At 38.2% G+C, this 13,083-nt stretch carries 8 protein-coding genes and 4 tRNA genes; all 12 read right to left on the bottom strand.

All coding sequences use genetic code 11. The features are described from left to right. On the bottom strand, positions 1–4,366 hold a 4,366-nt coding region (locus XM47_RS05385), incomplete at its 3' end, for an FG-GAP-like repeat-containing protein (RefSeq protein WP_048690508.1). A 10-nt stretch (positions 4,367–4,376) separates the two neighbouring features. Next, positions 4,377–5,999: an outer membrane beta-barrel protein gene (locus XM47_RS05380; protein ID WP_048690506.1), complete on the bottom strand. Its 1,623-nt coding sequence runs from the start codon at positions 5,997–5,999 to the stop codon at positions 4,377–4,379. A 138-nt stretch (positions 6,000–6,137) separates the two neighbouring features. Continuing rightward, positions 6,138–6,213 (bottom strand) — tRNA-Thr (locus XM47_RS05375). A gap of 112 nt (positions 6,214–6,325) precedes the next feature. Then, positions 6,326–6,401: transfer RNA gene (locus XM47_RS05370), tRNA-Phe, on the bottom strand. A gap of 46 nt (positions 6,402–6,447) precedes the next feature. Further along, positions 6,448–6,523, bottom strand: a tRNA-Thr gene (locus XM47_RS05365). Between the two features lie 21 nt (positions 6,524–6,544). Then, a tRNA-Phe gene (locus XM47_RS05360) sits at positions 6,545–6,620 on the bottom strand. Between the two features lie 156 nt (positions 6,621–6,776). Continuing rightward, positions 6,777–8,957: a TonB-dependent receptor gene (locus XM47_RS05355; RefSeq protein WP_048690504.1), complete on the bottom strand. Its 2,181-nt coding sequence runs from the start codon at positions 8,955–8,957 to the stop codon at positions 6,777–6,779. 119 nt (positions 8,958–9,076) lie between these two features. After that, the gene (gene lipA / locus XM47_RS05350) at positions 9,077–10,042 is read right to left on the bottom strand and encodes a lipoyl synthase (protein ID WP_048690502.1); all 966 of its coding nucleotides are present in this window, start codon (positions 10,040–10,042) and stop codon (positions 9,077–9,079) included. Beyond that, positions 10,035–10,691: a lipoyl(octanoyl) transferase LipB gene (lipB, locus tag XM47_RS05345; RefSeq protein ID WP_048690552.1), complete on the bottom strand. Its 657-nt coding sequence runs from the start codon at positions 10,689–10,691 to the stop codon at positions 10,035–10,037. Before lipB ends, lipA begins: the two co-directional genes overlap by 8 nt. Before the next feature lie 15 nt (positions 10,692–10,706). Then, positions 10,707–10,970, bottom strand: a complete 264-nt coding sequence (ybeD, locus tag XM47_RS05340) for a DUF493 family protein YbeD (RefSeq protein ID WP_048690500.1) — start codon at positions 10,968–10,970, stop codon at positions 10,707–10,709. Positions 10,971–10,993: 23 nt separating this feature from the next. Next, positions 10,994–12,145 (bottom strand): serine hydrolase, encoded by a 1,152-nt coding sequence (locus XM47_RS05335; protein WP_048690498.1) that lies wholly within the window; start codon positions 12,143–12,145, stop codon positions 10,994–10,996. A gap of 170 nt (positions 12,146–12,315) precedes the next feature. Further along, on the bottom strand, positions 12,316–13,083 hold the full coding sequence (locus tag XM47_RS05330; RefSeq protein WP_077066484.1) for a septal ring lytic transglycosylase RlpA family protein: 768 nt from the start codon (positions 13,081–13,083) through the stop codon (positions 12,316–12,318).

Genomic DNA, 13,083 nt, shown 5'->3' with positions numbered 1-13,083 from the left:
TATTGGTTGGCGTGCCAGATAATACGCCAGTACTGCTATCAAAATTCAGCCAAGACGGCAGCGTTGGCGCAGATAAGATTAAAGCATCGGGGGCATCGTCATCACTTGCCGAAAATGTATAAGCATAAGCGGTATCTTCAGTCGCACTAGTGATTTCAGTTGAAGTAATGACTGGCGAATCATTAACGTTAAATACTGTTACAGTGAAACTTTGATCTACACTCAAAGCGCCATCCGATACAGATAAAACAACGGAATGGTCTCCAACTTCATTGTTAGTAGGGGTTCCTGAAAGAGTCGTACTTCCCGAATCAAAACTTAACCAGCTAGGTAAAGTTGATGCTGAATAAGTTAAACTATCACCATTCGAATCTGTCGCCGCGATAGTGTAAGAATAGCTTAAATCTTCAAATGCAGTGGTTTCTTCTAAAGTCGTTATAACAGGGTAAACATTAACTTCTATTGTAAAGCTTTGAGAAACATCATCCGTACCATCACTCACTTGTAAAGTAACACTATGACTACCGGCATGAGAAAAATCTGGCGTTCCAGACAAAACCCTTGTTGCACTGTCAAAACTCAACCAGATCGGTAATATAGGAGCAGAAAGCGTTAAGCTGTCAGCGACATCTATATCTGTTGCAGTAAAAGTATAAGAATATTCAACGCCTTCTGATGCAGTGGTTTCTTCTATACTCGTTATTTCTGGCTCTGTATTTTGAAAATCCACCACCAACTGGTTTATAACAGGTGTATATCGAGCACTTCTACTACTAAGCTTAGCTCGCCACTGTAAATCACCATCAATGCCATTAGGGAAATCAAATGCAACCCCACTTGTTACTGGATACCAATTCACCCCAGCATCGTTCGACAGTAAATATTCAACACCCGTATGATCCGATAAAGTTTCAGACGCCGTTAATATTGCTCTAGGTATATCTGTAATGCTTGAATTTAATGTAATAGATGAAATTTGAGATGATGCGGGAGAAAAACGATTAATTGTATTAATTCGATTCGTTTGAGCTGCGTTCAAAGTGACTAATTCTAAATAGCCATCTAAATTAACATCAGCAAATTCAATCGCCCAAGTATCATAAATCTCGCTAGATAAGTCACTACCAGTATCAAAGTTACCTTGACCGTCATTTAAGTGTAGTTTATTGGTTTGACCTACATTAGAAAAAACAATATCCAAATCACCATCTTTGTCTATGTCGAGTAAATCTAGATCACGAGTTTGGTCTAGATGAGCGCCTAAAGCTGTGCCTGAAGATGGAAAATTCCCAGTTCCATCATTTAAATATAAACGATTGGTTAAATCGCCAGAAAATCCATAGCCTATCACCATATCTGGATAGGTATCATTATTTAAATCAGCAAAACTAACGCTAGCAGCTGAGCTGTTTGATGCACCTATCACACTGCTTGACTGAAAACTGCCGTCACCATTGCCTAAGTATAAATAGGTTTGCGAGCCTGTAATTAATATATCTAATTTACCATCTTGGTTAACATCTACAATTGCAACGCCATCACCAAAAGTATCACTACTAATGTCTGTACCCGATACTGGATAACTGCCGTCACCATTATTTAAATATATTTTATTGGTCGAGCCCGAACCTGTCGAAACCACTATATCTAGATATCCGTCTTGGTTGAAATCAGCTAATCCTATTCCCCAAGTCACTTCTATTTCAGAGCCAATATCAACCGCAGTAAAACTCCCTGTTCCATCATTTAAATACATCTTGTTAACTTGATTATAATTGGCTGTGACTATATCCATGTCACCATCTAGGTCGAGATCACCAATTCGCATTTCTTGTGGTTTTTCAGTGCTAGCACCAATATCAACGCCTGTAGCAGATAAATTACCAAAACCATCATTAAAATAGATCAGCATGGCCTGTTCATCATTTGCAACAACTAAGTCCAACCAACCATCTCGATCAAAATCAGCGAATTGAGCATCCAAAGAATTATTAGTCGCTGAACTAATTTCAGCACTTTCTGATGAATAACCACCAATTGAGTTATTAAAATAGAGTTTGGAAATTGAAGATGAATTTGCCGCAATAATGTCAATACTGCCTGATAAATCAAAATCAGCATAAGCTAGCGCTGCAGTGTCGCTTGAATCTGTATCTAAACTAACTGAATCACTAAAAGTGGCATCGCCTTGATTGTAATAAATTAAGTTGCCTGTTGATTTAGCAACTATTACATCTAAATCACCGTCTGCGTCAAAATCAACTAATTTGATGTCTTCAGAAGTGTCGGCTTCACTCCCTAAACTGCCACCATTTGTTGAAAAATTACCAGAACCATCATTAAGGTAATACAAATCAGCGGCACTATCATTAGCGATCACTAAATCAAGATCGCCATCATTATCTATATCACCATAATCAACCGCGCGACCATTATATGCATCATTACTAAGCTGTGTGCCTGTCGAAGCAAAAACACCCTGTCCTGAATTAAAGTAAATTTTATCCAAGCCATTATTGATAACAACCAAATCTAACTCGCCATCCGAATCTACGTCGAATAAAATCGCCGCTTGGCTGTCATCGGCATCCGTTGAAAAGCTTTCACCTGTACTAGAGAAAACAGCGCCTCCGCTATTCCAATATATTTTTGTTGTATCGTTTGACTCAATGCTGATTACATCGACTAAGCCGTCAGCATTCAAATCCTTAACTAAGACAGCTTGGGTTGCGTCAGTTTCACTACCTATGTCTGTCCCTGTCGCTGAAAAATTACCAGTACCATCATTTAAATAATATTTGTTCGTCATAAGATTATTCGCAACAACCAAGTCATCAAAACCATCATGATTGACATCTGCAATAACAACATCTTGAGTGTCATCCGTTTCACTACCAATACTAGTGCCACTAGAAGAAAAACCACCTAAACCATCATTAAAATAAACTAAATTTGCTGTGCCTGACTTACCAATAATTAAATCAGGAATAAAATCACCATCGATATCCGCCACGGCAACAGAGGTACTGGTATTAGATTCGGTTCCAACATCTGTACCTGCTTTAACCCAACCACCCGCTGAATGGTTTCGATATAATCTATTACCATCACCGCTTGTATTAGCCGCAATAAAATCTAAATCACCATCTTTATCTATATCGACAGCAACCAATTCATGAGTCGCTAAACTTTCACTACCTAATTGCACCGCAGCTGAAAAGTTGCCTGTACCATCATTTAAGAAATATTGATTAGTCGCATTAGAGTTGCCAATGATTAAATCTAGATCACCATCCATATCTAGATCATGCAAACTTATAGATTGACTATAAACGGCATCTGAAGAAACAGATCCCAACAAAGTAAAATTAGCTGAGCCGTCATTTAAATAAATTTGATTTTCACCTATCGAAGCGCTTATTAGATCTAAATCACCATCAGCGTCAATATCGCCAACAGCAAAATCATAGGTATCTGTATCTGAACTGGATAAATTTATTGCAGATGAAAAAGTCGCATCTCCATTATTGAGATATATTCGATCGGCTGGCGCTGGCCAGTAATTGGCGACTGCCAGATCTAAATGCCCGTCGTTATCAAAATCTGCAGCTACTATACTCGATGAATTATCACTCTCTGAATCTATATCTGTATTGCTAGGAAAACTACCAGTACCATCGTTAAAAAAGATACGATTTACGGTACCATAATTGCCTGTAATACCATTATTTGCAGTTAATATATCTATGTAGCCATCTTTATTAACATCGGCTGCAATAATTTTTTCCGTTGGATTATCGCCCCAAATCCAACTGCCATTATGCTCACCAATCAGAGTTCCAGTCGCATCAAAATTGCCCGTGCCATCGTTGTAATAAAGCTTATTGGTTTCATCATAATTGCCTATAACCAAATCTAAATCTGTATCATTGTCCACATCAACCAAGACAGCTGAAGTACTACTAACACTATCGGTTGCAATAGATGTAGCACTAGTTGTAAAGGTATTCGAGCCGTCATTTAAATACAAATTGTTAGCTTGGCCACTATTAACAAAAATCAGATCAATATCACCATCTTTGTCAACATCCCCCCAAGCGACACCAGGGGTCCAATTTGTTTCAGTACCTATTGTCTCTGCAACTTCTGTCGGTAGGGTAATATTCGGTAGTATGGGATAACCTTGCGGCAATTGGCCAACGCCTGAAGCAGTTAGCCAGTCCGCCGATGAATTGCTAATATCTAACAAATTTTGATCTGAAAAATCTTCTGTGAAAGGCAAACCCGCATTCGCAGCGCCCAAAGTAAACGAGAAAAAGCTCAATAAAATAAGGGGATTAGCAAATAGTTTTAATGTTTTCTGCATGCTTTTCTCGTTATAACCGTTTTAGAATGGAGACTTGGTTCGGGGGATATCCTTGAACATCGGCATTTACAATATAGTTGACTGTGACGGGTATTGCTGGAAATTTTTGTTGAATAATTGTCTTAATTAATTCAGCTCGATTAGCGGTTAACTCAACAGAGCCTAAAAATGGAGTTTGATTTCCGCGTGTGGAAATTAAATGAATTCTCGGCTGAGAATGATTTGATGCATGTTTAGAGATTGCCTCTAGAATTAATTTTTTTGTACTAGAAGATAACCAATCAGAATAGGCTTTAAATGTCACAGTCTCTATGTTTACAGTTTTATTGCTCGCCTGCTGCAACTCAAGGCTAAATCCAGCTAACTCTTTATAATCAAAAGAAATATTCTCAATAAGAAGTCCTTGACGGATAAAATACTGAGTTAATTCATGGACTCGCCATTGTCGAGCTCTTTGCTGCAAAGATGATTTATCTAACGGAGAGATCCCTGCACGAATCAAAATATGAGCTTGTTCTTTATCTCTTATGTAGTGAGTCAGTCTTGCCAATGGTTCAAGATGATATTTCTGTAATTTATAAGTATCAGCTTTAAAATCTAAGTTCAATTTTCCTGTCTGTCTGAAGTCAAGATTAGTTTTATATTGAACTGTACTTTCAGCTTCAGATATATCCTGAACGAAAACTAAGTTTTCTTGATTCGATTTATTAAGACTCTTCTCTTTATCTATTTTCTGTGCTGATTTATCAGTGATGGTTTGATCAACTAAATTAATATTATCATCCAGATCATTTAGTTTAGTCGTTTCAATGTCGCTAAGCACAGGCTTAGTACCTAAGCTATCATTTTTCGCAAGGCTAACTTGACGAAGAGTTGGCTGTTCAGTATGAGTCGTCTGGTTGGGTGGATTAATCGCCTGAGTACTGGTTTTAGCTAACTTTATATCGGATGACGCATGATTAGCCCAAGTCGGCATACCAAAAAAGTAACGAATGCCTAACGCTGAATTCATTACCTTGTGGCGTTTCATATTTACTTGTTCAATGCGCGAATATAGCTGCAACCTATCTGTGAATTGATACTTAAGCTCTGCCCCATAAGACAAACTCCTGCCAGACTGCTCAACCTGTAAACTTTGGCCAACTTGATTGTTTAATGAGAATTTATTTTGCCAATTAAATACACCAATCATAGCTGTAGCTTTTAAATTAGAATAAACAGGCACAGTTAGGAGTAAATTTGTTGTTACCCCCTTACCAGTATCAACATAGGCGGGCGATACTTGCTGATGAAACGTATTTAAATCGGTTGTTAAACCTGAATAACTTATTTCTCTTTTACCAAGATCCAAATAACCAAGCTCAAACGAAAATATGTGATTAAGACCGTACCCAACTGAAACTTGATAAAAAGTAGATTGCTTAGATATATCTAAATAAGTTAAAGAAATATTTTGATAAGCCGTATCCAACTCTGCATGACTTATATCAGTTTGGCTTAGACCTGAATGTATTCCAAGGTACCAATTATTTTGATAAGTCGGCTCTGCTGATAAGGTTGTAGGTAATAATATAAGCGCAATAAAAAGTGTAAAAATACACTTATATTGTCTGCCGTCGCAAGCTAATGCCACTATGCACAATTCCAATTAGATAGTTCTCTGCAGGTTATATCGGCAAATATGAAAATAACTATAAGATTAAACAGAGTGGAATACTAATAAATATATTAACTTGGGTGGAAAACAGGTTTCTATTCAATAATAGATAAATGGTGCCGACTGCCGGAATCGAACTGGCGACCTACTGATTACAAGTCAGTTGCTCTACCAACTGAGCTAAGTCGGCACATAAAAAGTGCTCGCTATATTAGCGACTTTTGAGTTTGGTAAGTTCAAAAGTTAGGAATGATATAAGAAATAAAACAAAGGTTGTTTTAGCATTCTTGATTTTATAAAAATGGTGCCCAGAGGCGGAATCGAACCACCGACACGGGGATTTTCAATCCCCTGCTCTACCGACTGAGCTATCTGGGCATACCTATTTATAATTCAAAAACTATAAATCATTCAATTTTAAAAATGGTGCCGACTGCCGGAATCGAACTGGCGACCTACTGATTACAAGTCAGTTGCTCTACCAACTGAGCTAAGTCGGCACATTCTTAAAACACCTGAAATGGTGCCCAGAGGCGGAATCGAACCACCGACACGGGGATTTTCAATCCCCTGCTCTACCGACTGAGCTATCTGGGCATAAACAGGTAACAGCAAAGTGCATCTGCTGCGGGCGTGTATTAAACGGATTTTGAGGGTCTAAGTCAACCAGTTTATTATCTTTTTTTACGCTTTTTTATTTTTTTATTAAATCGTTTAAATTTAGAGCTATGTTTGATGGTTTTTTAAGTTGATTTACCAGTTAACACCAAAAGTTACCCCGTATTGTCTAGGGGCGCCTGGAGTGTTAACCAATACTAAGCTTCCTATCCCTGTTGGAGAAGCGTATTTATGAATAAAATATTTTTGATTAAATGCGTTCTCAACCCAAATTTTCATAAAGTAGTTAGTATCGCGACTCGACAGCTTGAAATTAAAATGAGTTAAATGATAGCTAGGAATGATTGATGACTCTAAATTTTCTGGATCTTGGTAGGTTTTTCCTTTATAGCTGTAAATAGTATCAAAGCTTAGTTGACCAAAACTAAGTCTTTCGTACCAAGCCATACGTATTGAATAGCTAGTTTTAGGCGCATTTCTTAGTTTATTTCCCTGATACCTTGGATCATCTGCATAGTTTTCATATTCAGTGTCCAAATAGGCGTAATTGCCACTTAATTCAAGCTTGGGTTGCATACTAGGTCTAAATGTCCAATCAAGCTCTGCTCCCTTTATATTTGCTTTGGCTGCATTTTCTACCACTAAGTACCCTAAAGCACCGACATCGACTTGTTTCTGAACCTGCAAATCTTGATACTGAGTGGTAAAAATAGATAAATTAGTGCGAAGTTGATTGCTAAACCAATCTAATTTCAATCCCATTTCATAATTAGTTGAGTATTCTGGGAGATAACCAGTCTCAGCCGCTAATTTAGTCGATGCCATCCCTTGAAAGCCGCCACTTTTAAAGCCTTCACTATATCGGAGATAACTGAATATGTTCTGTCGCCATTGGCTCGAAAAACTCACCTCATGCGTCCATTCTGAAAAACTATTACGCACAAATGTGTCGTATTGTTCAAATATAGTGAATTGGTCAACTTGGTTTGTGGCTAAATCTACTTTTTTAGCATCATAACTATAGCGGCTACCTAAATGTAACTTGTGTACGTCGTCCAAATTCCAACCGCCTGCAGCATATATAGCCGAACTGCGATTATCTGAATACTGAACTGAGTCTGCAGGTAAACTCAAAACTTGTTGAGTTGGATTTTGCGGAAAGGACGTCCCTAAATAAGTTATCAAGGACTCGACCCTGTTCGTCGTTGCATCCTGCATACTGGCTCCCAACATCCATTCAAAATGATTAAACGCTCCAGAAAGCCTAGCTTCAATACTCGTTTGTTCATGTTGCTCTTCGATAAAATTTGTCACATCAAGGAAGTTGTTCACCTGAATAGAGGAACCCGCAATAACTTCTGCAATTGAGACATCAGCCTTATTATGAGAAGCAATGACAATTAAATCAGCATTGTTAATTTTAGTTTGGTAATCCAGTTTAAAACCAGATGCTTCTCTTTCTTCATGACCTGAATGAGTTGCGAAGTTTTTATAAAAATGATTAAAAGCGGTCGGGTTTACTAGTCTATGGATATGACCAATCGCCCCACCATCGGCAATATGACCAGGGCTAGATGTAGAGTCATGAACATAAAAGGCTGCTAAGCCAAGGCGCTGGTCTGAATCAATTTCAGCTAAGTATTGTAACCTAGCATGCATATTATCCACTTGGTTAAAATTTAATTCAGGTTGAATAGCGCTTGTGACGTAACCGTCTCTAACTTTACGACTTAAACTAAGTCGTACGGCTTGATCATTGGTAACTAACTTATTTACCATTAAGTTGGCGGTACGAAAGTTTAAATTGCCTAAGCCTAATTGAAATTTAGCTGTGTTGTTGAATTCAGGCCTGTTATTAATTATATGAATGGCCCCACCTGCACCATTTTTGCCATACAAAGCACCCTGTGGACCTTTAAGCACCTCAATCCTTTGAATATCAAATGTATCAATTGCAATGCTAGACAATTTATTCATATATACATCATCCATGTATATAGCAATAGACGGATCGCCAGCCGCACCATCATCATTAGAGCCAATGCCTCGAATAAAAATTTGCGGTTGCGCAATATTAAATAAGCCAATAGACAAACCAGGAACTAGATGATCAATTCCATTTAAGCCATTAACTTGAGCATTTTCTAGCAAGGTATTTGATAAGGCGGATACAGAAACAGGTGCTACCTGTAAATTTTGAGTTTTTCTTAAAGCTGAAACTTCAATAACTTCTAATTCTTCAGCAACTAACGGGGACGCTAGCAACAATAAAGATAAAGAAAATTTACTTGTGGTCTTGGTAAGTAATTTCAGCATAGAGTTTACTTGAGTAAAAAGATACTTTTGAGTGTAATCTAAGGTTCTGAAATTTCCATCATTAGTAAAACAAAGCTAGCATAATATTTTGCGTATTATGCTAGCTCCTAGATTCTGGACTATTTTACTGCTTCACCAGCCGCTTGCTTGTCGGCATGGTAACTAGAGCGAACCATAGGGCCACATGCAGCATGCTCAAAGCCAAGTTCATTGGCGATATCATTCAACTCATCAAACTCTTTAGGGTGAACATAACGTTTCACAGGGAGATGATGACGCGATGGCTGAAGATATTGACCCAAAGTCAACATTTCAACATTGTGCTCACGTAAGTCTTTCAAAACCTCAACAATTTCTTCGTTGGTCTCACCCATTCCCATCATTAAACCAGATTTAGTTGGTACATTCGGGTTTGCAGCTTTGAATTTTTTCAACAAATCAAGAGACCACTGATAATTAGCGCCTGGTCTAGCCATTTTATATAGTCTAGGTGCCGTTTCTAGATTATGGTTGAAAACATCTGGAGGGCTTGTATTAAGGATCTCTAATGCAACATCCATGCGCCCTCTAAAATCAGGTACTAACACTTCAATTTTAATCTCAGGGCTATATTTTCTAATTGAATCAATACAATCAACAAAATGCTGTGCCCCACCATCTCTAAGGTCGTCTCGGTCAACCGAGGTAATAACAACATAGCTTAATCCCATTTCAGCAATGGTTTTACCTAGTTTTTCAGCTTCATCAGGGTCTGGTGCTAATGGGCGGCCATGCGCTACATCACAAAATGGGCAGCGACGAGTACAAATATCACCCAGAATCATAAAGGTCGCAGTGCCATGATTAAAACATTCAGATAAATTAGGGCATGACGCTTCTTCACAAACTGAATGCAATTTATTTTTGCGCATTGTTTGCTTAATATGGTCGATTTTTTCTGTGCTTGGAGGAAGTTTAATTTTAATCCATTCAGGCTTACGTAACATTTCAGATTTTTCTGACGGTATTACTTGCACTGGGATTAAACGCATTTTGTCTTCATCACGCATTTTAACGCCCGCTTGAGGACGCATAGGCTTATTCATAATCGAACCCTACTTTACTAATAGCCTGGACATAACCAAGCCTGGTAATTAATTCTGAAGTTAATAACTCGGCCGCTAATTCAGTATTATCTGGGCCACCTAAATCTTTACTTTGAACCATTTTAAGCCCTTGATATCCACACGGGTTAATTCTTAAAAATGGTGATAAATCCATATTAATATTCAGCGCTAAACCATGAAAAGAACAGCCCCTTCGAATTCGAAGTCCTAATGAAGCTATTTTGTGTTCGTTCACATAAACGCCTGGCGCATCTGCTTTTGGGTAAGCATCTACACCGTATTTTTGTAGAATTGAAACAATACTTTCTTCAAGAATGGTAACTAAGGCTCTAACCCCTATCCCTAAACGTTTAATATTGATTAGAGTGTAACCGACAATTTGACCGGGTCCGTGATAGGTTACTTGACCACCTCGATCAACTTTAACCACAGGGATATCGCCCGGTACTAAAACATGCTCAGCTTTACCTGCTTGCCCCTGAGTAAACACTGGGTCGTGTTCGACCCACCAGATTTCATCTAAGGCGTCTTGTTCTCGAGTTTGAGTAAAATCTTGCATCGCTTGCCATATAGGTAGGTATTCTCTCTGACCTAAATGGCGGATAATGACTTGTTGTTGATTGTCCAAAGGCAAAGTCGTCTTCTATAAAACCATTCTAACTGTGTCGATTTCTGCTAGCTCTTTGTAAAGCGTTTCTAATTGCTCTTTACTTGTAGCAGTAATGTCGATTGAAACAGACTGATAATTACCTTTACCACTCGGCTTAACCGTCGGGCTATAGTCTCCTGGTGCATGTTGTTGGACAACGGCAACCACTTTTTCAACTATCTGGGAATCAGTTTGAGCCAATACTTTAAATGGAAATTTACAAGGAAATTCCAAATATTCATCAAATTTAGTTTTCATTACTCGTTACTTCTAAGGATATTTTATTCAAATTTCATTTTAATAAAATCAACAGCTTTCGACATCAAACCACCTTCATCGACGCTTTCTAACGCAACTAATGGATAATTTGCAATATCTTCACCATCTAATTGTAAAAATAAGGTACCGACTTTAGTGCCTTTTTTCAGCGGGGCTTGTAGAACATTGTCTAGCTCAACATGCGTTTTTATCGCTTTGCGCTTACCACGCGGAATAGTGATTTTAGTATCTTGAACTATGCCTAAACGCACTTTTTCTTTATCACCCATCCAAATTTGTTGTTCTACAAATTTAGTACCTGCCTCGTAAGGTGTATAAGTTTCGAAAAAACGGAAGCCATAATTAAGTAGTTTTTTATTTTCGTCTTTACGCGCACGTTCTGAGTCGGTTCCCATCACGACCGAAATAAGACGCATATTATCTTTAGTTGCTGAAGTCACTAAACTATAACCAGCTTCTTCTGTATGGCCGGTTTTAATACCATCAACATTAAGACTTTTATCCCAGAGCAAGCTGTTTCTGTTGTATTGCTTTATGCCATTATAGGTAAAGGACTTTTCTTTGTAGATTGCATATTCATCAGGCACATCACGAATAATTGCTTTAGCCAAAGTTGCCATATCTCTTGGTGAAGTAAAATGGTTGGCAGAACTTAAACCATGGCTATTCTCAAAAAAAGAAGCTGACATACCTAGTTTTTCAGCATGTGCATTCATCAAAGAAGCGAATGCGCCTTCTGTACCAGCAATATGTTCGGCCATTGCGACACAAGCGTCATTACCCGACTGTACAATAATACCGCGATTTAAATCAGATACAGAGACTTGCTTGCCGACTTCAATGAACATTTTAGACGACTCAGGAAAATTCTTTGCCCAAGCCTTTTCGCTAATTGTAACCATATCGTCAGGGCCGATATTGCCACTCTTAATTTCTAAACCTATCACATAGCTAGTCATCATCTTAGTTAAAGACGCTGGCGCTAATTGCATATCAGCATTTTCAGAAGAGATAACATAGCCTGTATCATAATCTAATAAAATATGGCCCTTGGCATTTACTTGTGGTGCTTTAGGCGTAATTGCAGCTACGGAAAAGTGGAAAAAAGCTAGACCACATGAGATGAAAGCAAACGATTTTTTTAACAATGTCATAATCTTTTTTGTTCTTAGTTGCAAGGTTAGAAGAATATCTCAGCAATTATACCAAGTTAAATACTTAATCACAGGTATATCACTAAATTACTTAAATAAGCCAAATCAATGGCCTTAAACGAACTCGTTATTTTTCAGAAACAGGCATAATTTGATTATAAAAAAGCGCTTTAGTTCCTAGCTGAATTGATTATTTTGGCATTCTGATAGCCAGAATTGTGAAGGGTGGAAACTAATTTTTCTGCCTCGTCATGATTTGCGATTGGACCTGCTATCAATTGATAGTTCACATCCGCTTTTTTGACTTTAGTTGGCAATTGATAAAGCGCAGCAATCGCAGGTGATTTAGCATTTAATACTGCGGCATCTTGATGACTTTCTACTGCGATATAAATTCCAGCAGAAGAATGTAACGCCTCAATTTTGACATTAGCTGTGCCGCTAGCCGTTACGCCTAACTTATAGGCCGCGGCATAGCTTAAATCAATGATACGTCCAGGATGAAAAGGACCTCTGTCATTTACCCTAACTACAGCTTGTTTGCCGTTATCAAGATTAGTAACTTTAACATAAGTTGGTAACGGTAAATTTTTATGCGCTGCGCTCATGTCAAACATATTATAGGTTTCACCATTTGAGGTGAGATGGCCATGGAATTTTTTCCCATACCAAGACGCTATACCATGCTCAACAAAGCCTTCTATTGATTTTAATACTTTATAATCTTTACCCAAAACTCGATAATCTCGATTCCCCCCCCGACTAGGTGGTTCATATATAGGCGTTGGATCTATCATCTCTTGAGCAAGAGGCAATCGGTCAGGTGCTAAATCTTGTGCGATTTGATAGCGCCCTTCATTGCCTGTTTTAGTGCCAGCACAAGCAGTCAATAAACTGGCTAGAAATAAGATTATGATTTGCGCTTTATACCCGAACAA

This window comes from Catenovulum maritimum (genome assembly GCF_001050375.1).
Lineage (GTDB): Bacteria > Pseudomonadota > Gammaproteobacteria > Enterobacterales > Alteromonadaceae > Catenovulum > Catenovulum maritimum.
Note: the sequence above shows the minus strand (reverse complement) of the source record. Positions and strands in the feature narration are given on the sequence as shown.

What these genes read in the sequence shown, in the direction of transcription:
- XM47_RS05355 (WP_048690504.1), bottom strand. Translation starts at nt 8,957, where the DNA reads ATGCTGAAATTACTTACCAAGACCACAAGTAAATTTTCTTTATCTTTA.
- lipA (WP_048690502.1), bottom strand. Translation starts at nt 10,042, where the DNA reads ATGAATAAGCCTATGCGTCCTCAAGCGGGCGTTAAAATGCGTGATGAA.
- XM47_RS05335 (WP_048690498.1), bottom strand. Translation starts at nt 12,145, where the DNA reads ATGACATTGTTAAAAAAATCGTTTGCTTTCATCTCATGTGGTCTAGCT.
- ybeD (WP_048690500.1), bottom strand. Translation starts at nt 10,970, where the DNA reads ATGAAAACTAAATTTGATGAATATTTGGAATTTCCTTGTAAATTTCCA.